At 38.9% G+C, this 21,923-nt stretch carries 22 protein-coding genes and 4 tRNA genes; 18 read left to right on the top strand and 8 right to left on the bottom strand.

From position 1 onward, the window contains the following. Nucleotides 1-291 precede the first annotated feature (291 nt). Complete coding sequence (locus FTT85_RS15610) at nucleotides 292-849, top strand: hypothetical protein (protein WP_180183915.1); 558 nt, start codon at nucleotides 292-294, stop codon at nucleotides 847-849. A 141-nt stretch (nucleotides 850-990) separates the two neighbouring features. On the opposite strand, the gene FTT85_RS15605 is transcribed toward FTT85_RS15610, so the two are convergent. After that, complete coding sequence (locus FTT85_RS15605; RefSeq protein WP_180183914.1) at nucleotides 991-1,863, bottom strand: ATP-binding protein; 873 nt, start codon at nucleotides 1,861-1,863, stop codon at nucleotides 991-993. Nucleotides 1,864-2,052: 189 nt separating this feature from the next. Between FTT85_RS15605 and FTT85_RS15600 the strand changes: the two genes are divergently transcribed. From FTT85_RS15600 to FTT85_RS15575, 6 genes are all read left to right on the top strand, one after another. Then, on the top strand, nucleotides 2,053-3,564 hold the full coding sequence (locus FTT85_RS15600) for a DUF3336 domain-containing protein (protein ID WP_180183913.1): 1,512 nt from the start codon (nucleotides 2,053-2,055) through the stop codon (nucleotides 3,562-3,564). Next, the gene (locus tag FTT85_RS15595) at nucleotides 3,542-4,366 is read left to right on the top strand and encodes a protein kinase (RefSeq protein WP_180183912.1); all 825 of its coding nucleotides are present in this window, start codon (nucleotides 3,542-3,544) and stop codon (nucleotides 4,364-4,366) included. The genes FTT85_RS15600 and FTT85_RS15595 overlap by 23 nt, the downstream gene beginning before the upstream one ends. 107 nt (nucleotides 4,367-4,473) lie before the next feature. Then, nucleotides 4,474-4,558: transfer RNA gene (locus FTT85_RS15590), tRNA-Leu, on the top strand. Between the two features lie 37 nt (nucleotides 4,559-4,595). Next, nucleotides 4,596-4,669 (top strand) — tRNA-Trp (locus FTT85_RS15585). Nucleotides 4,670-4,705: 36 nt separating this feature from the next. Next, nucleotides 4,706-4,790 (top strand) — tRNA-Leu (locus tag FTT85_RS15580). Between the two features lie 73 nt (nucleotides 4,791-4,863). Further along, nucleotides 4,864-4,948: transfer RNA gene (locus FTT85_RS15575), tRNA-Leu, on the top strand. 252 nt (nucleotides 4,949-5,200) lie between these two features. On the opposite strand, the gene FTT85_RS15570 is transcribed toward FTT85_RS15575, so the two are convergent. Next, complete coding sequence (locus FTT85_RS15570; RefSeq protein ID WP_078188846.1) at nucleotides 5,201-5,404, bottom strand: hypothetical protein; 204 nt, start codon at nucleotides 5,402-5,404, stop codon at nucleotides 5,201-5,203. 444 nt (nucleotides 5,405-5,848) lie between these two features. On the opposite strand from FTT85_RS15570, the gene FTT85_RS15565 reads away from it, so the two are divergent. Beyond that, nucleotides 5,849-6,115 carry a hypothetical protein gene (locus tag FTT85_RS15565; protein ID WP_078193609.1) on the top strand — a complete coding sequence of 89 codons (267 nt, stop codon included), beginning with the start codon at nucleotides 5,849-5,851 and terminating at the stop codon, nucleotides 6,113-6,115. 91 nt (nucleotides 6,116-6,206) lie between these two features. Here FTT85_RS15565 and gloB read toward each other — a convergent pair whose 3' ends face one another. Together gloB and FTT85_RS15555 are read right to left on the bottom strand one after the other, a co-directional pair. Beyond that, nucleotides 6,207-6,938, bottom strand: a complete 732-nt coding sequence (gloB, locus tag FTT85_RS15560) for a hydroxyacylglutathione hydrolase (RefSeq protein WP_180183911.1) — start codon at nucleotides 6,936-6,938, stop codon at nucleotides 6,207-6,209. A 109-nt stretch (nucleotides 6,939-7,047) separates the two neighbouring features. After that, nucleotides 7,048-7,656 carry a flavin reductase family protein gene (locus FTT85_RS15555; RefSeq protein ID WP_180183910.1) on the bottom strand — a complete coding sequence of 203 codons (609 nt, stop codon included), beginning with the start codon at nucleotides 7,654-7,656 and terminating at the stop codon, nucleotides 7,048-7,050. A 104-nt stretch (nucleotides 7,657-7,760) separates the two neighbouring features. Here FTT85_RS15555 and FTT85_RS15550 point away from each other — a divergent pair, with 104 nt between their 5' ends. Both FTT85_RS15550 and FTT85_RS15545 read left to right on the top strand, forming a co-directional pair. Further along, entirely contained in the window at nucleotides 7,761-8,582 is an 822-nt protein-coding gene (locus tag FTT85_RS15550) for a PhzF family phenazine biosynthesis protein (RefSeq protein ID WP_180183909.1), read from the top strand. Between the two features lie 149 nt (nucleotides 8,583-8,731). Next, on the top strand, nucleotides 8,732-11,500 hold the full coding sequence (locus FTT85_RS15545; RefSeq protein ID WP_180183908.1) for a pitrilysin family protein: 2,769 nt from the start codon (nucleotides 8,732-8,734) through the stop codon (nucleotides 11,498-11,500). An 80-nt stretch (nucleotides 11,501-11,580) separates the two neighbouring features. Here FTT85_RS15545 and FTT85_RS15540 read toward each other — a convergent pair whose 3' ends face one another. Further along, nucleotides 11,581-12,645, bottom strand: a complete 1,065-nt coding sequence (locus tag FTT85_RS15540; protein WP_180183907.1) for an amidohydrolase — start codon at nucleotides 12,643-12,645, stop codon at nucleotides 11,581-11,583. Between the two features lie 172 nt (nucleotides 12,646-12,817). After that, nucleotides 12,818-13,219, bottom strand: coding sequence for a DUF3144 domain-containing protein (locus FTT85_RS15535; protein ID WP_180007294.1), 402 nt, complete (start codon nucleotides 13,217-13,219; stop codon nucleotides 12,818-12,820). A gap of 106 nt (nucleotides 13,220-13,325) precedes the next feature. Between FTT85_RS15535 and FTT85_RS15530 the strand changes: the two genes are divergently transcribed. Next, nucleotides 13,326-13,958, top strand: a complete 633-nt coding sequence (locus tag FTT85_RS15530) for a hypothetical protein (RefSeq protein ID WP_180183906.1) — start codon at nucleotides 13,326-13,328, stop codon at nucleotides 13,956-13,958. Nucleotides 13,959-14,400: 442 nt separating this feature from the next. After that, the gene (locus FTT85_RS15525; protein WP_218955497.1) at nucleotides 14,401-14,604 is read left to right on the top strand and encodes a hypothetical protein; all 204 of its coding nucleotides are present in this window, start codon (nucleotides 14,401-14,403) and stop codon (nucleotides 14,602-14,604) included. Nucleotides 14,605-14,689: 85 nt separating this feature from the next. On the opposite strand, the gene FTT85_RS15520 is transcribed toward FTT85_RS15525, so the two are convergent. Next, the gene (locus FTT85_RS15520) at nucleotides 14,690-15,121 is read right to left on the bottom strand and encodes a hypothetical protein (RefSeq protein ID WP_180183904.1); all 432 of its coding nucleotides are present in this window, start codon (nucleotides 15,119-15,121) and stop codon (nucleotides 14,690-14,692) included. Between the two features lie 224 nt (nucleotides 15,122-15,345). Continuing rightward, nucleotides 15,346-16,806: an inorganic triphosphatase gene (locus FTT85_RS15515; protein ID WP_180183903.1), complete on the bottom strand. Its 1,461-nt coding sequence runs from the start codon at nucleotides 16,804-16,806 to the stop codon at nucleotides 15,346-15,348. Between the two features lie 321 nt (nucleotides 16,807-17,127). Here FTT85_RS15515 and FTT85_RS15510 point away from each other — a divergent pair, with 321 nt between their 5' ends. The 6 genes from FTT85_RS15510 to FTT85_RS15485 all read left to right on the top strand — a co-directional run bounded on the left by FTT85_RS15510 (nucleotide 17,128) and on the right by FTT85_RS15485 (nucleotide 21,678). Next, entirely contained in the window at nucleotides 17,128-17,511 is a 384-nt protein-coding gene (locus tag FTT85_RS15510) for a DUF962 domain-containing protein (protein WP_168378946.1), read from the top strand. Between the two features lie 592 nt (nucleotides 17,512-18,103). Continuing rightward, on the top strand, nucleotides 18,104-18,724 hold the full coding sequence (gene thiE, locus FTT85_RS15505) for a thiamine phosphate synthase (protein ID WP_078188828.1): 621 nt from the start codon (nucleotides 18,104-18,106) through the stop codon (nucleotides 18,722-18,724). 35 nt (nucleotides 18,725-18,759) lie between these two features. Then, nucleotides 18,760-20,058, top strand: coding sequence for a glutamate-1-semialdehyde 2,1-aminomutase (gene hemL / locus FTT85_RS15500; RefSeq protein ID WP_078188827.1), 1,299 nt, complete (start codon nucleotides 18,760-18,762; stop codon nucleotides 20,056-20,058). A 101-nt stretch (nucleotides 20,059-20,159) separates the two neighbouring features. Further along, on the top strand, nucleotides 20,160-20,573 hold the full coding sequence (locus FTT85_RS15495) for a heme-binding protein (RefSeq protein WP_180183902.1): 414 nt from the start codon (nucleotides 20,160-20,162) through the stop codon (nucleotides 20,571-20,573). 291 nt (nucleotides 20,574-20,864) lie between these two features. Further along, a complete protein-coding gene (locus FTT85_RS15490) occupies nucleotides 20,865-21,260 on the top strand; it encodes a transposase family protein (RefSeq protein WP_071851480.1) in 396 nt (131 codons plus the stop codon). Continuing rightward, complete coding sequence (locus FTT85_RS15485; protein WP_039254797.1) at nucleotides 21,208-21,678, top strand: IS5/IS1182 family transposase; 471 nt, start codon at nucleotides 21,208-21,210, stop codon at nucleotides 21,676-21,678. The genes FTT85_RS15490 and FTT85_RS15485 overlap by 53 nt, the downstream gene beginning before the upstream one ends. Nucleotides 21,679-21,923: the final 245 nt, after the last annotated feature.

Raw genomic sequence — 21,923 nt, 5'->3', positions numbered from 1 at the left:
ATGAAATACGGTATTCTGATGTGACAAAACCTGAATCCTTTATAGTTGAAGTCTTTGTTAGCACTTACATTTTAACTATTTTGGACTCAGGTTTTTTATTTAAGTCAAACTATGGGACAGCAGTGGCGTTAAGCCTCTTTTTTTATTTAAAACTCATTAATTAAATAAATTTAATCTTTATTTAATATAAATTAACAAATGGAAATTATTCTTGATAAGTCTAGAAATAATATGAAAATTCAATTAAATTGTTCGTGAAATAATATAAATAGTTAAAATGCAGAGGGCAAAATGTTTGAAGTTTCCTATTTGGGTAAAACATTCAACGTTAATTCTTTTACCGGTACGGTTATTGATACAAATAAACAATTAGAAACGAAAGTCTCTGGTAGTGGTGGTGGGGGTGCGGTATATCAAGGTAGTGGAGCAATTGCACCTGTAAGTATTTCATCTTCGACTACTGTACATGATAACTTCTTTTTAATTGATCCGAATGGCAAAGAAATCTCAGTGAAATTATCTAACTGGGATCTTTCCTTGCGTACGGGTCATACGGTACAAGTAATTTGGGTTGTTCCTCAAAAAGCGAGCAGTGGTCCTTATGTAACAGTACATAATCAAAATTTGGGTGATGTAAATTGGAATGATACAGCACTTAAAACTGTTGTAGGCTCAGCATTAGGTAAACACATTTTAATTGGGCTCGCAATTAGTACTGTAGTGAGTTATTTGGCCTCAAGTTTTGGTTTGTTTCTTTTAGGTTTTATCGCTACAGTAATTTATTTTTTCTACCGTAGAAGTGTTTTTGCTAAAGATCTGAAACAACAAATTCAAAATCATTGTTTATAATCTGAGTGGAAATTATGGTTTATACGACCCTAGAGTTAACTTGATTAGAATGTAAATATTAGGTTGTTGAATTTATAAAAATTTAAAAATCAAATAAAGCCACCATATTAGGTGGCTTTATTTCTATTACTGATCTTTAGATTAGAGCGAATTTAACTGTTTAGACCCAATCCAATGCTTTGAAAACTGATAAGCAGCACGCCCTGAACGTTGCCCACGACCTTGACACCAACGTAGTGCCTCAGCACGCGCTTCATCTGTCCATGGCATCTCGGCTTTAGCCAAATAATGTTCAACAATTTCTAAATATAAATTTTGATCCATTGGGTAAAACGACAGCCACATCCCAAAGCGGTCAGAAAGAGATATTTTTTCTTCGATCGCTTCTTGTGGATGGAGCTCAGTATATTGAGGCACATCTACCTTGGTTACAGGTGTGTTTTCATGCATGAATTCAGGCAATAAATGACGACGGTTACTGGTAGCATAAATAATAAAATTACTCGAACCTGATTGTAATGAACCATCCAAAACACTTTTTAAGCTGCGATAGTTTTCATCTTCAGTATTGAATGCCAAATCATCACAATATACGATAAATTTTTCAGGGCGATGTTCAATCAACTTTTGGATTTCTGGCAAATCAGATAAATCATCACGCTCAATTTCAATTAAACGTAAACCTTGGTCTGCATAATGGGTGAGCAGAGCACGGACGATGGATGATTTACCTGTACCACGAGAGCCAGTGAGTAAAACATCATTGGCAGGTAAGCCATTTAAAAACTGTAAAGTGTTTTGAATCACTTTTTCTTTTTGACGCTCAATTCCTTTTAAATCTTCTAAATACATGACTTTGGGCTGTTGAATGGCTTTAAGCTGTTTATCTTGCCATTTAAAAGCGATACTCGAAAAATCGGGTGCTTGTTTAAGCTCAGGCAAACTGTGCTGTAGTTGTAAGAGTACAGTAGATAGTGATTGAAGGATGTTGTCAGGTAAATCAATTGTAGCCATGATAAGTCAGCTTGTCGTGTCTTGTTGTTGGTTAGTATATGACAGCAGTGTACATCAATAATGCAGTTATAATCGCCTAAATATGTCAAAGTTAAATGATTGTTCTGGCAGATCAGCGCTATTCGAACAACCAAAAAGTTGTTATAAATCTAGCCGAGTGAACAGTTTAAAATGTGCTGAGGGATAGTCATGTTGTTTACAGGGTTTTCAAAAAGTATTAATCCACATCAGGCATATCGGATAAAAAAATTAAAGCGTCAGCTTGACCGTGCTGAGTGTTATGAAGAATGGAAAGATATCGCACTTAAAATAGATGAAGAATCGGGTGCGCAAGAATGGAAATTCGATAATAGTTCACCGTATTTTGATGCAGAAATTATTACTCATCGTTTAGGGTTACTGAGACGATATCGTGGTCAGAAACGTACCCGAGATTTGATGTACATTTTAAGTGAAGGTTTAACTTATGATGTGGGCAATATTGCTCATCCTTTACTGTTTACAGAAGCCTACGTCGGCACCAAAAAAATTATTGAAGACTATGTTGATGAGGTGAGTCAAAGTTTGGCTTTTATCGCATCCGAAGAATGCGTTTGTCTCAATGCCGCACAAAAAATTGAATTTTTTGAACAAAGCCAAAAAGCCTATGGTCAACCTGTTTTGATGTTTTCAGGCGGGTCAACTTTAGGTTTGTTTCATACCGGTGTATGTAAAGCACTGATGGAACAAGATTTAATGCCAAAAGTTCTGTCTGGTTCCAGTGCTGGCGCCATTATGACCGGGATGTTGGGTGTATCTAAACCGTCAGAATTTACCAATTTATTAAACGGACAAAACTTCTTTAGTGAGGCATTTCACTTCCGTAAATTGACTGAATTAGTGCAGGGTAATGGCGGTTTGGCAGATGTAAAATATCTGAAAAAGTTTTTGGTTGAAAACTTAGGTGACTTAACTTTTGCCGAAGCATATAAGCAATCAGGTCTACATATCAATGTGGCAGTTGCGCCTTATGATGCATCACAAGATGCAAGAATTATGAATGCGTATACCTCCCCCGATTTGTTGGTATGGAGTGCGGTGTTGGCATCTTGTGCAGTGCCTATTCTATTTCCACCGGTACGACTGACCAGTAAGCGTTATGACGGGCAATTTACGCCATATATGTCGGCTACACGTTGGGTGGATGGTAGTGTGCGCAGTGATTTCCCACAGGAGAAAATGGCACGTCTATATAATATTAATTATAGTATCGCCAGTCAGGTCAATCCGCATATTGTGCCGTTTATGCAGGATGATGCTTCACGCTTTCGTAAAAGCATGTTGAGTTGGCCTGAGCGGATCGTTCGTCGTCAAGGTAAGGTGATTAGTAAAGGGGTGATGGATTTTGCCCGTGAGCGAGCAGGAAGTATTCCACCGGTAAGACGGTTGCTTGATCATGGTTATGGCGTGGTGGATCAGCGTTACTATGGTGATGTCAATATTGTGGGGAAATATGGCTTAAGACACTATAGTTATATGTTGCAAAATCCTCGACCCTACCTGTTTAAAGTATTGCAGCGTGAAGGTGAAAGAGCCACTTGGCCGAAGATTTCATTAATCGAAACGCAAGCTCGCATCGGTAAGACCATTCAGCATTGTTTGGAATTATTAAATTATCAAAATGCACCCAATCAACGCCATGCAGAATTTATTGCGGTTTAAATCCACAGATTTAACGCAAATCATTTATGAGCCAAAAACCAAATCCAAAAGTTTGGTTTTTGGCCGTCGTCTATATCAATTTCAATTCAATCAACAACTTTATTGGCTCAAGGCGCAAGTCAGAGAGATTAGTCCTGAACATACAGCCAATTTTGGTCATGAAATTGAGCTGTACCGCCTATTCAATCTACCGTCTACACAAAACAGCCTCACGTTACCTTTTCAAGTGATAAAACAGTCGCATCTCAGTATTCAGCAAGAGCCTATTGATCACTTATTAATACTGCCCAATGCTGAGCCTTGGTTCTTACAGCCTGTATCGAATTTGAGCATTGAGCAGGTGAGGCAAGTGCTATGGCAAGCAATCGATGTGGTTGAACGATTAAGCTTGCACGGTTGGATACATGCAGATTTAAAACAAGAGCATTTTGTGAATTGGCAAGGGCAGTGCAGACTCATCGACTTTGAGCAAGCGCTCCCGTTGGCTGTTGACCAGCAAAATGCCTTAACTGCGACACCACGTTATATGGCTCCAGAACTTTTCCATGGACAAGCAAAATCTTTGCACAGTGATATCTATGCGCTGGGGATTATTTTCTTGGAATGGCTGACATCACAGCGTTTAGAGGCGAAAAACTATCAAGATTGGGCCTATTTACATTGCCAACGCTTAAAGCTTGATCTGCCAATGCAATATCAAGGGTTTAGTCAGCTATTGCAACACATGTTGATGAAGCAAAAAAATGACAGATTGGTGGATTTTTATCGCTTAAAAAGCGACTTAGTTGCTGAATTTGCTTAAGAAAAATACAAAAAAAACACTATTGTTTTTTATTTAAACAAACAAGATGCTTTTTTATAAAAAAGGCTTGTCATGTAGGGGTGATCTCTATAATATACACAGCCATCGGGGACGTGGCGAAATTGGTAGACGCACTGGATTTAGGTTCCAGCGCCGCGAGGTGTGAGAGTTCGAGTCTCTCCGTCCCCACCACTGAATTACTAAACATGAGTTTGGTAATGAAGGTCACAGAGGATTGGTGTAATGGTAGCATGACGGTCTCCAAAACCGTTCGTCAAGGTTCGAATCCTTGATCCTCTGCCAAGTTTTAAAAAGTCTGACATTGTCAGCAACCCTGTTGGGGATGTGGCGAAATTGGTAGACGCACTGGATTTAGGTTCCAGCGCCGCGAGGTGTGAGAGTTCGAGTCTCTCCGTCCCCACCACTTAATTTATTAAGTTGCCAAATAAACAGGTTTTTAAAACAAATTAAAGTCTGACATTGTCAGCACCCGAGTTGGGGACGTGGCGAAATTGGTAGACGCACTGGATTTAGGTTCCAGCGCCGTGAGGTGTGAGAGTTCGAGTCTCTCCGTCCCCACCATTAGATTAAGCAAGGTTTTATACCTTGCTTTTTTGTTTTTGAAAACATAATCTAATGAAAGATAATGAACCAAGAGATACAGCAAGATGTCTAATCTTGCTTTTTGATTGTCTAAAATTTCTCTCGTTAAAATGAGTCAGTAAAACAAACGTGAAAAAAAGCCCGAATATACGGGCAAATTTTGAAATGCGGATTCGAATCAATCGAATTAAATCATTTATTTCTAATCGTTCGAATAAATTATAAAGAAGATTATGCCTTTAAATGATCTTCAAACTCTTCACCGAGCTGCATGGCCAAAGCATTACCAGACAAATCTACAGTCACTAGACCATATTCTTTTTTAAAACTGAATGTAAATCCACGATTATCTGCCAGTGTACGAACAGAATATCCTAACTTTTCTAACCAAAGACGGAAGGCAACTAAATTTTTTGCTTTAACCACTTTTTTCACGAGCGAACTCCTTATCAATCATTAAAATATTAAATAGGGGTGTCAAAATATTTTTTAAAGGGGAAATGGAAAACTTTTATTTAAAATATGAAATTTTGATGGATAAATAAACAGATTATCGACTTGTAAACTGTATAAATTCATTTAAATTGCTGTTTTATAACAAGCTAAACTTAATGTAAGTAAATATAACGTATTTTAAAAATTTGGTTTTTAACTGCGGGCTTAAAATATGTCCTATGTGCATAGAGAAGCTGTGCGCAAAATAAACGATTGCTTGGCTTAGAATGCACAGCCGTTTGGGTATGCAGTTGTTGTGGATTGCAAAAAGCGACTTGTTCAAAGCCAAACTGGCTGGATAGGTGAGCTTGCAATGCTATTTCTCATCAAGATTTATCGAAAAGCTTTTATACTATGTTCTATTGGTATAAGTAGATTGAACGCATGCAAAACATTGAGCACGATGTCAAAGCAAAAATTGAACAGATGCAACAAGCGGGGCAGACGCCTGTTGCGGTGATGCTTGGACATGAAGATTGGTTGGTCTTTTCGGAGCAATCCAAAGTGGCATATACACCATTTGGCAGTGCACGACGTTATCAGCCTGCATTAGGTGGCTTATTGATGGTGCGTATCGATGAAATGCAAGCGGTTCGAGTTGTGACTCAAGCTGAATTGGATGAATTTGCTGCCACCAATCAAATTTTATAAATATAAAATGATGAATCGGCCCGAAACATTCATCACAAATAAAACAGTATATTTGTGATGAAATTTAAAATGCTTATACCTCTCAATCCAATTAAAAATTGTCTTTAAGTTCTCTTAAGCGCTGAAACGCTTCAACACTTTCTGCACGTAAAAATGGATTGGTTTCTAGTTCTAATTCAATGCTGCTTGGCAAAGTACATTTCCCGAGCATGCGTAGGGATTCAACCTCATCAAACCGCTGTTGTATGGCAAGGTTGTCAGGTTCAACATGCCGCGCAAACTGCGCATTCGATAGGGTGTATTCGTGAGTACAATACACTTGAGTTTCAGCAGGGAATGCGGCTATACGGTTCAAGGAATCGTACATTTGTTGAAAGGTGCCTTCAAATACACGTCCACAGCCCATAGCAAATAATACATCGCCACAGAAAAGTGTATGAATGTCATCGATAAAATATACGATATGACCGAGGGTGTGGCCGGGCGTTGCTGTTATTTCAACTTCAAGACCATGAAATTCAAAACGGTCATTATGATCGAGAGGATAATTCACCCATGGAATACGGCTCAATTCTGCACGGGGACCGTAAACAGCAATGTTTTTATCCTGAATAAGTTCTGGTACGCCACCGACGTGATCTTTATGCCAATGCGTTAGCCAAATTTGCGTAAGATTGAGTTGATGTTCCTGACAATAGCGCTCGACCAAGGCAGCTTCAGTAGGATCTACTGCAATGACATCATGGCTTTCGGTGTGTTCAAGCAGCCAAATATAATTTTGCAGTGAATTTTTGACATCCAATGTATGTATTTTAAACGTCATATCCATTCATTCAATATTTTAAATTAAGTTAAAGTTAGCATGAAAATGCTCAAAACGGATGATTATCGATTTTCAGCCCTAGATAAACGACAGAGTTCATAGCGCTATTTTAGTCTGGTGTCTCGTCTACAGATACAGGATTACCAATGGTATAAAAATGCCCACCAGCAACATGGTGCAGACTTTTCCATTCATCTGCTACTTCATGATAATACCAATGTCCGTTACGGAAGACGCGGTCGTCTGCATAGGCAGCAATGACTTCGCCAATAAACAGATCGTGCGCTTGTTGATTGTGCGGCTCAGGAATAAGTTTGCACAGTAGCCAAGCAGCACAACCTTCAACCACAGGAATATCTGAGTGATTAAATTGAAATAATTCCACGCCACATTGGCGTAATTTTTCTGGCGCATCACGTTGGCTCATCATGCCAAGTGCATAGACCAGTTTGAGTTGTTTCAGTGTTGGCACTTGTAAGGCGAAATAACCTGAATTTTCAATAATTTCACGTGTTTTAGTTGATTTATCCAGTACTACTGTCACTTTTGCAGGATTGAACTCTAAGGCGCATGCCCATGCTGCAGTCATGACACCAGTATGGGTTTGGTCTTTAGCAGAGACGAGCACAGTCGGCCCATGATTTAAAAGTCGGTATGATTTTTCTAAAGGAACAGGGTGAATATGCGTTTTCAAAATTGTGCCTATATTTAAGTTCATCTAAAACTTAGATGTTTTATTAAAAAGTGTTGCTACATAGCATATAACGCATGAAATATTTTCAAAAGCCTTTAATATAAATCACTAAATCAGGAGTTCTATCAATGAAAATGTATCAAGTTGACGCATTTACCCAAGTGTTATTTAAAGGCAACCCAGCGGCGGTTTTGGTGTTAGATGAATGGTTAGATGAACACTTGATGCAACAGATTGCTTTGGAAAATAATCTGTCTGAAACTGCATTTGTGAAAAAAATTGACAGCAGCAATTTTGAAATTCGTTGGTTTACACCGACCACTGAAGTGGATTTTTGTGGACATGCGACATTGGCCAGCAGTTATGTGCTTTTTGAGTTTTATACTGTAGAAAAAAACATCCAATTTCATGTCAAAAATCTCGGTATTTTTAGCGTAAATAAAGCTGAAGATGGAAAAATTCTGATGAATTTCCCTGTGCGTCGGACACAGGTCGTGAGCGAATATCCTGAAGAGCTACGTCTAGGGTTGAGTCAACCTTTTAAGCAGGTTTATCTAAATGCGCAGGCGTATATCGTGGAATACGAAACGGCTCAACAGGTTTTGGATGAACAACCGAATTTTGAAATTTTAAAACGACTCGGCAAAATCCGCACCGCAATTACAGCGCCGGGTACGATTACTGATGTTGCAATCACTGCGGCAGCCCAGCAATATGACTGCATTTCACGCTATTTTGCACCGGGTAATGGCATCAATGAAGATCCTGTTACGGGTTCTATTCATACCGGAATCGTGCCTATTTGGGCAGAACTTCTACACAAGCGTCAGATCTTGGCGTATCAAGCATCAAGCCGTGGTGGTGAGTTACATTGTCAAATGCTCGAAAATGACCGTATAGAAATCTCAGGCTATGCTTGTTTATATATGCAGTCTGACATTTATATCTGAACATAAATCAAATACATGCTGTCTCATTCTGCAGCATGTATTTAATAAAAAGTAACTATTAATCCAGAAAAGCTCAGCATAAAATCAAAACCAATCTGATCGACAGCACTGCGCTGATCGATGCTAAATATAAAGGACACTTGAATTACATGCGTATTAAACATTTAACGCTTTCACTTTTTTTTGCAGGTTTAAGTACAAGCCTCTTTGCTCAACCTGTATTGGTTAAAACTGAACAAGCCATTGAAGAATATAAATTAGACAACGGTTTTCGTGTGGTTTTGGCGCAAAACGATAAAGAAAGCAAAGTGTTTATGAATACGGTGTATTTCACGGGTTCATTAAATGACCCTGCGGGCAAAGGTGGTTTGGCACATTTGCTTGAACATTTAGCTTTTAAAGGCACTGAAAATGTCAAAGGTGATGAATTTCAGCGTCGCTTAGATCAATTCACGCTGATGACCAATGCAAGTACAGATTATTATTCAACGAAATATACCAATGTGATTCGTCCTGAACAAAGTTCAATCGATCAAGTTTTGCATTTAGAAGCAGAACGGATGGATAAATTGGTACTTCAGGAAAAGTTTGTACCAACAGAAATTGATATCGTTAAGCGTGAACGTGAAATTCGTTTAGATCAGCCATTTTCCGTCTTAATCGACCAAGTTTTAAAAGAAGCTTATGGCAATCAATCTTTAGGTCGTTTACCGATTGGTGATTTGAAAGAGCTTCAATCGATCAATATGAACGAATTAAATCAGTTTTATCGTCGTTGGTATGCGCCAAATAATGCAGTAATGGTGATTTCTGGTAAATTCGATAAAGCGGCTGTATTAAAACAAATTGATCAACAATTTAGCCCAATTGCCGCACGTCAAATTCCTGAACAGGCCAAAGTGCCTAAATTAGATGGAACGAAATTAAAGCAACGCGAATTTACCGTTCATAAGGGCAGTGACTTTGGCAAATTTAATATTTATTTAAATGGTGCAGTCGAACCAATTAAAACTGCTTTGGCTGTATCTCCAACTTTGTATACCTTACAGCCAAGTGGGCATTTGTACCAAAGCATGGTGGAAACAGGGACAGCAACCGCAGTTCAATCCACCACATGGTTAGATAAAGATTTTAATTTGGTGTTTATGGGGGCGATATATGGCCCAAGTCATGATGCAAACAAAGTGGCAACCAGTCTTGCACAAGGTGTGGAGCAAACTAAAGCATTTAATGATGTCGAGCTAAACCGTGTTAAAAGCCTGACTCGAAATATGGCTGACAATGTCAAAAATAGCGCAACAGCACTTGGCGAGCGTCTTAGTTCTTATACTGTGGCTTATAACGGGGACTGGTCTCAATATTTCCGAGACTTAGATAAAGTACAAAAGCTGAGTGTAAGCGACGTGAATCAAGTGTATAAGGATTTTCTAAAGCCTGAATACCGTGTGACAGGAAATATTCTACCAACACCTGAAGACCAGAAGAAAGCACAGCAACAGGCTGCGTCGAAACCTGCTGAAACTTTAGATCAGCAAGCGCCTGCAGAAGAGCCATTGAAAGATGCGAGTGTTTATCGTGCTGAAGTGAAGCAATATGTTGCAGAGTCTAAGCAATATTTAAATCAGAAAGAAAAGCAGATTCAGCGCGCTAAATTTAAAAACGGCATTCAGTATGCGTTGTTTCCAACTAAAACCCGTGATGACAAAACCTATGCCACGATTGCTTTGGATTTTGGTACAGCGCAAAGCTTAATGAATAAAGGTGAATTGCTAGATTTGACAGCTTATCTCATGTTCCGTGCATCTAAAGATCAAAGTTTGCAGCAAATTGCCGATAAAATTATTGATGTTGGTGGTGGTGCAACGGTCAGTGCAAAAGATAATGGCCTGATGATTCAAGTGGTTGCTCGCAAAGAAAAATTTGCTGACTTTTTGCAATATGTCATTGATGTTATTAAAGCGCCAGCATTTGAACAATCACAATTTGATTTAATCAAAGCGCAAAGTTTGTCGAGTTTGGATCGACCTTATACAGAGCCGGATACCGTTGCAGCAATGACTCTGTCGCGTATTGTCGAGATCTATCAACCGGGGGATATTCGTTATCACTTCGAACCGGAACTTACGAAAAAACAAATTGAGTCGGCTACACGTGATCAAGTGCAGCAGTTACATCAAAAATTCTTTAAAACACAGCATGCACAAATTGCGGTAACAGGTGATTTTGATACCAAGCAAATAGAAAAAATTCTGAAAAAAGAATTTGCAGATTGGAAAACCAGCGAACCTTATCAACGCTTAGAGTCTACATTTACAGCGTATCCTGCACAGAAAGTGCATGCATTGTCTGAACAGCGTGAGTTTGGTAGTTACCAAGCCATTATGACTCTACCTGTAGGTATAGAGCATACCGATTCTCCTGCGTTACAAGTATTACGCCACATACTCGGTGATTCACAGTTGTCTTCACGTCTAGCTCAAGAGTTACGTGAAAAGAATGCACTGGTTTATGGTTTTAGTGCAGACATTAATTTTGATGAATGGGTGAATTCAGGTGTACTGAGTATTGATGCAAACTACACTGCGGGTAAATCAGCACAAGTTTCTCAGTCTGTTCATAAAGTGTTGCAAAACTTATTGAAAAATGGTGTGACGGAACAGGAAGTAGAAGCAGCCAAAGCCAGTATTTTGAAAAAGCGTTTAACTGCACTTGAAGATGACCGTCGCATTCATAGCATGTTGATTCCACAGTTAGAAAAAGGTCGTGATTTAAACTATCGTGAAAAACGTGATCAACGCATTGCTGCTTTGACCAAGGCGGATGTTGATGCTGTCATTAAAAAATATATTCAACCTGAACATTTGGTTGAGGTGATGGCTGACCAATATGGTCAAGCTGTAAAATCTACTCAAAAATAAACTTAATAAAAAAATCCTCCATCTGGAGGATTTTTTTGAGCTACATAGTATGACTTGATTGCAAGATTATCTTAACGAACTTATAGACGGTAGAACTGACGGGCATTTTGTTGGAAGACTAAAGTCAGTGCATCATGATCATAACTAGCGACCGCATCTGAAAAGGCGTCAATAATATTCACCAAGGATGCACTCACACTATCCATCGGGAAGTTAGAGCCAAACATCACACGGTATTTCCCAAAGCATTGTAGAGCATGAGAAATAAGCGGAAAGGCGCAATCGAAAATCTCTTGTTTGGATGCAAGGCGTTGTTCTTTATGAAACTGATGACCCAGCACCGGCATGAATAATCCAGACATTTTGGTATAAACATTTGGGCAACTTGCCAGTTCAGCTAAATCATCTTTCCAACGAAACAAGATATTGTCACGTGAAGTTTGGGTTAAGCCTGTATGTGAGCCCACAGGTCCAAAGGCACCCACAGGTGTCCCAAAATGATCCAGCACGATAGATGTTTCAGGGAAAGCACGTGCTAAAGCGGTTAAATCACGAATCTGGTCTGAATAAACCCATGCATCAAAACTTAAGTTCATTTGAGCGAGGGCTTCAAAACCTTTCATAAATTTTTTATTGGTATAGAGATGCGGTTCATTGGTCCATGCATGAACTTTCGGGTCTTCATGTACAGCTGCCATTTTTCGTATGCCACGAAAATGTGGGGAAGCTTGTTTATGCATTTTAAGAATTTTCTTAAAACTACTGTCACATGGGTCTGCAGTGCCGACTATGGCGCCAAGTTTAATTTTTTGAGCGTTAAAGCCTAAAGATTCAATAAACTTGGTTTCACCAACCACCCCTTTGCCTTTATGGTCATGCCAGCTCGCTTCTACATGTACGATTTGATCAACCAGATAATGTCCTGCATCTTGCTTATAATTTTCAGGCAAATACGGTGTCGTCACATGTTTGGTTAAACCAACTGTGTCAATTAACTCTTGCGGCTTAACTAAGCGCATCATTTTGTCGAGCAAGTAGGGATGTTTACCCAATAATTTCACGGCAAGTGAAGCGGCATGTGGGGTATTGTATGGATCCCATTGATGTATATGTGAATCCACGATGGCAAAATCGAGCGTCTGCATTGCTATCCTTGTCCTTAAAACCATGTCCATTTCTTGCGTATTTCATTGTATTTCCGAATACGCAAGGTACTGAAAATAGTTTGAATGATGAAAATACAACGTTATGACTGAATATTAAATCAAAGCTTTGTGAAAGAGAAGTTGTATAAAAAAAGCCCCGAAGGGCTTTTGATTAATGCTGATGATCGTGGTGGTCATCATGCTTATTTGCATGGAATTCTTCGTTATGACGGAAGCGAAGATAGTTTTCAAACTGTTCGCAATATTCATCATAATTATCTTCAAGCATCATTTGAAATTGTTGAAGAATATAAGACATTACTTGATCTTTGGCATCACGCATTTCTTTGCCATCTTTGAAGCCATTTGCAGCAACCCAAGTATTAAAGCGAGCAGTACCAAATAACATGGCAGCACTCACTTGACCACGCATTTCTGCAGGTTTAACTTGAGAACCTTTTTCAACACGACAAAATTCATTGGCTTGTTTAATAAATTCATCCGCACGTTCAAAGAAAGCTGCATTCAACGCTTCTTCTTCGGTTACATCAGTAGCTTCAATCTTTTGAACCATGAATGTGTCCTAGCATAAAAATCTAATGCAGTATTATAGGCAAAGCCTTGCAGAAACTAAACCTTTGACTTAATCTAAAAATAGCCTAAGTAGAATGGAATGCTCCATGCAAGATGCAATCGCAGTGCAAAGTCTGAAACGTGATATTGGATTACTTCGACAAAATGTTTGGCCGCCCTCAACCTTAGCCAATGTAGAAGGGCTGCCCATTTATTATGGTACACAATCTGAAGTAGCCGAATATTATGCGCAGTGGACTGGCTTAATTGAACGTGCTCAGGAATTATTTCAGCCCTTTATGGAAGATGAAGTCCTCGATGCAGTCCATTTGCCGAGTCATTTGAATCTGCCGCTTTTTTATTTTCACGTGGATCGTATTCGAATCAACAAAACACGTGCGAAAGAATCTAAAACCTTTCGTGGTATTGCCAGCTTAGTTGAAAAATGTGGGCAATTTGAAGCAGATCAAATTCAAGCGATGCGGCTATGGCTAGACAGCGATGATACGGCAGCTTTGGTCGCACACCGTGAATTTATTGACCTCAGAACCTATGTATTTCAACATGGACAAAGTGAATACACCCGTACCCGTTTTTATGTGAATGGCATTGTACTCAGTGTCGAAAACGACTTTAAATTGGTGGATGCCCGTGATAAACCACGTAAAGCCCGTAGTGATAGCTATAGCGACCCTTTAGCCGATAACAATACGTGGAAAATCTTTGGGAAATATCGTTAATTAAATATCGTTAATTACTGATGTTACGCAGTAACATCAGAAGCGCCATTTGATTCAAATAAAAGAGCGATACGCGGCAACGTCATCCGCAAGTGTTTGAGACAGAACTACATCTATTTAAAAATATTTTTGCGATACTTTGAATAAGTAGACGCTAGTGAACGAGTTTTGCGGTGAGGAGCATTGCTCCGCAAGATGGTTTCCTTGCGAAGCTTCGCTTCTCATTTTGCCGAAACAAAAGTACCTCCAGCCGAAGGCTAATCCCTTTATTTAAACCCTAGATGTAAGACTCCGTCGAATAGACTTAAAAATCATTTTAAAAATGCGTAATTACTTTTACGTGCGTAACATCAGTTAATTAAATATGTTGACGATATTACTTAGAACGTGAATTTAGTTCGCTGCACAAGGATGCTTTGGATTATGTAATCCACGCCCTAATGTGAAAATAGCCACTATGGCAAATGCCGAAATTGAAAGTTTGGCTCATGCAGAGCAATTGACTGATTTTTATATGACCTTATTGCAAGGGATGACGATACAAGCACGTGATGGTATGGCCTTGACACAATTACAACGCATGGTGAGTAATGCGATGAAATCATGGGGGGGTGTTAGCACAAGGCCCAATCAGTATGGATCATGAATTAAGCCCCCAATAGCAGCGTAGCCTTAACGCAATTTTCTTAGTTTTTTTGAATGACTATTATGCAAATACTATTTTTTGACGCTTATTTGCAGGGATGAATTTTAATGTCACCCAATTCCATCACACTGATATAACCGTCAACCGCAATTAAATTATCGCTTTGGCTCGATAGGGTGAGACATTCTCCAGACTTGACGCTAGATAGTAACTGACCTTGTTGCGGATTCAAGTTCATGCTGTAAATACTCAGTGTGCCAGCATCGGTTTTGATTTGGTAAGACTCATCACCATAGTCCTCACTATTATTGCGCAGGACTTTAAAGGTTTGTCGTGTCTGATCAAAGTTTTGAGTTGGAGAAAGCGGCTTTTCAACTTGTAAGGATGCCGTGCGCCTTAATTCGGTGCTTTGAACAGGCTTATGTTGTTCACTACAAGCACTTAGTAATGGGAAAAGGATAAAAATAAGTGAAAATGAAAATAGGGGATGAATTACAGGTATGTGACTTTTCAACATAAAACCACCCTGAATCTAATTTTTCAGATAGCTTATTTTAAAAGTTTTTATCTAGAAAACAAAAATAATAGCTTCTCAAAATATTTCAATGTAACTGAGTCAAAGTGAAGAAATGATGAATTGAAAATAGCTAACTTTGAATATGAATGTTCAACAAATGAATAACTATATGACAATGTGAGATGCAAATAAAAAAGGGAGACGCATTGAATCTCCCTTAGGTGTTATTTAATGAGTTTTCGACTCACAAGGAATTGCTCGGTCGCCTCTAAAAGTTTATCTGCATAGACCTCTTGTTTAGCAGTCAACCAGCCGAGTACAAACCAATCACTAGCTTCCAGCTCTGTTTGCTGAATATATTGTGCAGAAGAGGAAAGGACTTGGTATTCCTGAGCTGAGACTTGTGCATCATTGAGCGCTTTACTGTATTTCTGCAAGTTTTTTACATCATAAATAGACGTCAAAATTGGGAAGCTAAATTTAAGCTCTTGTATGCGCTGCGAAAGTACATCTAAGCTTTCAAAATTGTTAATGTCGGCATCATTTAAAGCCTCTTGCAGGGCTTTATATTGGTTTTGCAGGGTGGTTTGAGCATGCCATTTAAAATCATGTTGCTGCGGCGCTTCATCGACTTTCAAACTAAACATTAAAAGCTCAAGATAATGATGCACATTTTGAGTCGATTTGACTAAATTGCCTAACTTCTCTTTGGCATACAAAATATCTTTGGTTAAATTTTCTGAAGTCGTTGGGTTTTGTAAAAAGCCACCCAGGGTATTTTGCATGTGCTCAAAATGGTGTAATTGTTCAAACTGCTGTTTAAATGCGCCCAATTGCACAGCCCATTTTTCAATGATATCACTGTTCCAATCTTTAAACAGTGAAATGGTTAATTGTAGATGATGGAGTGCTTTCTGAGCTTGTGTAATGTGCTCAGCCTGAGCAACACCTGCAGAAATTGCGGCAATATTAGGCAGAAGGTGCTGCATTTCCTGAGCAATTAAAAGTCGTAAGTTTTTTGCGGCAGTATCTTTTTTACTGAGTTGAAATTCTTTAGCCTCAACTGCTGGACTCACAGTTTGATTCAATGCCAGCAAGTTACCGATTTCCGCTTTACTGCGAACATCCAACCACAAATGGTACTTTTTAACCCATTCAAAACCAAAGGCAAGGAGTGATTGAATAGAGCCACTTTTAAGCTCAAATTCTACTTCATGAACCTCTGTTTCTGTATTGTTGCTACGGATACAGCCGACATCTAAGCTAACTTCGATCTCGGCATCTTCAAACTCTATGACGCGATAAGTTCTGAGAATGTCTGTTTCAAACTGAAGTTGTAGCGTATCTTGCTGATCGCCTAAAGTGGTTTTTAAAACCGATTGAACTTCAGCTTTATTGGCATAGACCGATAAATCTAAAGCAGGAGCTTGTTCAACTTCACCCAAATCTAAGTTATGTTCAAAGCGTTCAATGTGGCTTTTACCTGCAGCTTTCAGGGTTTGAATCCAGCGGGTTCCTTCTAAACGCTGACGCAAGGCTGCATGCTGCTGTGCCATTTTTCGATCTGGGGTATCAAAATATTTAGCTTTAAGTTGAATTTGTTCCGATTTTTTTGGATCGAGTGCTTTTAATAATGCAGTTCGACGTGCTTCTGGAATCTGGAACTTTAATTCAACTTCAACCATGGTTTTCTATCCTGATGTCACAACTCCATGATCTGGCATGAAGCGATCTTTAAATTTTTATAAAAATGAAAAACTAAAATGTGCGTACATTTTCTATCAGCTAAACGCGTATCGATTGTAGCGAAAAACAGTTGAGAAGTAAGACTTGACGGATTTGAAAACTCTGATTTTGGACGAAGAAAAGTTTTAAAAGATGGATATTCCATCAATTGTATAATTCACAATGGTTCGACTTTCATTGGAACAAAATAAAATTTTACGTCTTTAATGCGGACGAATTTTAAGCTATGTTGACTAAAATAAGTTCAGGATGAGCACAACATGAATTCACAAGTACAACCCGAGTTTAATCGAAACTTAAAGCCCGAATTTCAGTTACCGATTCGTGACTATTCGCAATTTTATCGATTTTATTTGACTGAACATCGAAATATTATGAGTCGTCGTTTACATGCCACCGGCAGCAGTATTGGACTCTATTTCTTTGCAAAAGCAATTTTAAAAAGACAACCAAAGTATTTTGCTTATGGCCTGGTTTCAGGCTATGCCTGTGCATGGGTCGGACATTTTTTCTTTGAAAAAAATAAGCCGGCAAGTTTCAAGCAGCCTTTATACAGCTTTATTTCCGATTGGCGCATGCTGTCTGATATTGTGAAGGGGAACTTAAGCTTAAAAGACCGTAATTTAGATAAGATTGATAGTTAATTATTTATTAATCAAACGTTTAATTTTTATTGATTTTGGTGTAGTTTTTTGAGTAAATGACTTGTAAGTTTAGAGTGATTAGTCTAATAATGTTCATATTGTTTATTCACTGTTTATCTGAAAGATAAATAGACGATAAACCCCAGTTTTCCAAGCCTAGAGTGACCTTCTCTAGGCTTTTTTTATGGCCTTAGAAATGGTCTATTGTTTGAAAGATTTAACCACAAAAATGTTCACAAAAAAATAGGCTAGACTTTTTGATGCTCTGAACGCTCCCCAAAACGTTTCTTACCAAGCACCAAAAAGTCTAATAGGTTGCATATTTTATTCTTATCAAGTGTTTTGTTTTTATGCGCTGTTTTTTGTATTCTTCTGTTTCGCTATTAGATAATTTGTATCAGTTTTGTTCTATACCTAAAAATAGTGATTTTTTCCATTTTTTACAGACAATTCAATTAAACATTTATATAAGCAGTCTTGTGAAAAGGAATATAACTTTCACAGCGGGAAAATATTAAAATTTTATGCCCCAAGCAACATTTCATAGACCTAATCGCTATAATATTCAAAAGTTTTAAGTTGTGATTGAACTATGCGTGGTTTATACCTCATTACCAATGATGATCCTATCGAATTGCTTTTAGCCAAACTCGAAGGCGCGATGGCAACTTATGAAGTTGCTGTTTTGCAATATCGCCGTAAAAAAGTGGCAAAGGAAGATCAGGCTTATGAAATTGAATACATGAAAAATATGTGTAATCAATACAAAGTGCCTTTTGTTATTAATGACGATTTAGAAACTGCAGTTCAATATGGTGTGGGTGTACATTTAGGGCAAGATGACGGTTCAATTGCTGAAGCTGTAGCACGTTTACCTAAAAATGTTTTGATCGGTCGAAGCTGTAATAATTCTTTAGAACTGGCTGAGCAGGCGATTGCAGACGGTGCAAACTATGTGGCTTTTGGCGCCATTTTTGCGACTGAAACTAAGCCTGAAGCAGGCAATATTGGCTTAGAAACGCTAAAACAAGCCAAAGCGAAACTAAATGTACCTATTTGTGCAATTGGTGGTTTAACTGTAGAAAATTCTGCTGAAGTGATTGAAGCGGGTGCTGATCTTTGTGCTGTGATTAGTGATGTATTAGGTCGTTCAATGTCTGCTGTAAGCAGTCGTGTTTATGAATGGTCTGAGCTTTTTGCTGAACAAGCTTAATTTTATTTTTTAGATTGAATAAGTAGAGAATTTTTATGAGCTTATCTGCTAAGCAAGAACAATTATTTAAACAAGCCAGCAAGCATATTCCTGGCGGCGTAAACTCTCCTGTACGCGCATTTAATGGTGTAGGCGGTACACCGGTATTTATCGAAAAAGCGCAAGGCGCATATCTCTATGACGTAGACGGAAAACGCTATGTCGACTATGTCGGCTCTTGGGGCCCAATGATTTTAGGTCATGCGCAGCCCGACATTATTAAAGCGGTTCAAGAAGCGGCTGTTGATGGTTTAAGTTTTGGTGCGCCAACCGTTCATGAAACGACTTTGGCGGATATTATTTGCGAAATTATGCCGTCTATTGAATTGGTTCGTATGACTAATTCAGGGACTGAAGCGACTATGACAGCCATTCGTCTTGCTCGTGGCTATACCGGCCGTGACAAGATTGTAAAATTTGAAGGTTGCTACCACGGTCACTCAGATTCACTCTTGGTTAAAGCGGGTTCAGGCTTACTCACTAAAGGTGAAGGCGAAGCGACTTCTGCAGGTGTTCCTGCTGATTTCGCCAAACACACTTTAACCCTGCCGTACAACGATATTGCGATGCTGAAAGAATGCTTTGCAAAATTCGGTTCAGAAATTGCAGGTGTGATTGTCGAGCCAGTTGCAGGCAACATGAACTTGGTGAAACCAATTGACGGTTTCTTGCAAGCGATCCGTGATGTATGTGATGAGCATGGTTCTGTCTTTATCATTGACGAAGTGATGACAGGTTTCCGTGTCGGTCTTGGCGGTGCGCAAGCGCATTATGGTGTAACGCCTGACTTGACTACTTTAGGCAAGATCATTGGTGCAGGCCTGCCTGTGGGTGCATTTGGCGGCAAGCGCGAAGTGATGGAATGCATCGCGCCGCTGGGCAAGGTCTATCAAGCAGGCACACTATCGGGCAACCCGCTTGCAATGCGTGCGGGTATTGAGATGTTTAAGCATCTGCGTAAGCCGGGCTTCTATGAAACTTTGACTGAAAAATTGGCAGGCTTACTTGCTGGTTTACAAGCTGCTGCAGACGAAGCTGGCATCCCGTTCTTTACGCAGCAAGTGGGCGGTATGTTTGGTATTTACTTTACAGATCAAACTGAAATTACTGGTTTTGATTCAATTTTGAAATGTGATGTAGATGCGTTCCGTACCTTCTTCCACGGCATGCTGCAGCGCGGTGTAAATTTAGCGCCTTCTGCATTTGAAGCAGGTTTCTTCTCAAGCGCACATAGCGATGAAGATATTGCATTTACCATTGAAATGGCGAAAGAAGTTTTTGCCGAAATGAAGTAATTTTCATTTAAATCGGTAAATTCTGCTTTAGAATAAAGCCCGCAGCCTGCTGTGGGCTTTTTTGTTGTTTTAAGTTCAGTTTTTAAGAAAAGGATTTTTAAATGAAAACCAAGCATTATTTAACTTTGGCAGATGCAGAATTTTTACTAAACACAGCACATGCTTATGCAGTAGAAAATGGCTTTAATGTCAGCATTGCGGTAATGGATGAAACAGCCAATTTATTGGCAATGAAACGTATGGATGGTGCATCGCCAATGACAGCAAATCTATGCTTAGAAAAAGCCAAATGTTCAGCCATCAGTGAGCGCCCATCTAAATTGTTTGAAGACTTGATAAAAGGCGGGCAGATGGGGTTTTTGACTATGGATACCTTTTCGGGAATGTTGGAAGGTGGTGAGCCGATTTTGTATGAAGGGCAATTGGTGGGTGCAATGGGTGTGTCTGGGGTAAAGTCATTTCAAGATGCAGAAATTGCACAAGTGGCGATTGAGAAGTTTTTGGCACAGGTATAAAACTTCCTTAGAGATTTTTAAGTTTAGCTATATTTAAAAATTCATAGTTTCATAGCCAATGATGCGTCGAACGTGAATAATCACAAAAAAGCTGTTTCAAAGCTGTTTCATTGTGCTGGACTCTGAAATGGATGATTTTAATAAGATATTGATGCTTATAGGTAAATTTCAAGATGAATTTCGTAAAAGGTTTATTATGTTAATTAGATCTCTTTCATAAATCAAAAAACGATCTTCTTTTTGGTTGATATTTGCACTCCGGATTTCTTAGCATTCGTGCATAATCTGCGGATGAAATACATTGATTCAAACAAGCTTTCTGATCCTCAGTTCAAGCGATACACAGGCATCTCATGGTCAACTTTCTATTTGATGGTTGAGCAATTGAAGAAACATGTCCCTGCCAAAGGCAGACCGCCCAAGTTAAGCCTGGAAGACCAGGTTCTGCTCTGTCTAAGCTATTGGCGGGAATACCGAACCTTATTTCACGTTGCGACGAGCTACGGGGTTTCAGAGCCCACAGCCTCAAGAATTGTCCGTCATGTTGAAGACTGCCTGATTCGGTCCAATCTCTTTAATTTACCCAAAGATTTACCCGAGGGCGAAGGCATCGATTGGAATGTTGTGATCGTGGATGCCACAGAAATTCCAATCCAAAGGCCTAAAAAAACAGAAGAAAAGCTATAGCGGCAAGAAAAAGACCCACACTTTCAAAGTACAGGCCATCATTCATTATCAAACTCAAAAAATCCTGAGTTTATGTACGAGTCGTGGTGCCGTACATGATTTCGAACTCTTCAAACGTAACTTGAATCAGATTCCTGCAGGTGCATTTATCCTTGCGGATAAGGGTTATCAGGGAATTTATACAGTGTATCCAAATAGCTTGTTGCCATTAAAAGCAAAGAAGCGCTGTAAACTGGATTCCGAACTAAAAATCTATAATCAGGAAATCAATAAAAGAAGAATTGGAATTGAGCATGTATTTGGCAGTTTGAAAACCTTCAAAATTCTTGCTGAGCGATATCGCAATCGAGGCAAAAGACTAGCATTAAGATTCAATCTAATTGCTGGAATTTATAACTTGGAGCTGAGTGAAAAATGACTTATGAAAGAAATCTATTGTAAAAATAATTAAAAGTTTAGGAATACTAGTAGAATGCAGCTAATATAAATAGAACCTTATTTTTGGGAATTATATGAGGATAGCGAAAATATATATCTCAATAGACTTCCTTCATAAATCATTTTTCAATCAATTTAATTGTTTATCTTTCACCCAATCTAAATTGTATATGCCAGCAAGTAAATTAAACCGCAGGTTTAATCGTTTACGACGATTTCTATATA

The sequence above is a fragment of the Acinetobacter sp. YH01020 genome, from assembly GCF_013420275.1.
Lineage (GTDB): Bacteria > Pseudomonadota > Gammaproteobacteria > Pseudomonadales > Moraxellaceae > Acinetobacter > Acinetobacter amyesii.
Note: the sequence above shows the minus strand (reverse complement) of the source record. Positions and strands in the feature narration are given on the sequence as shown.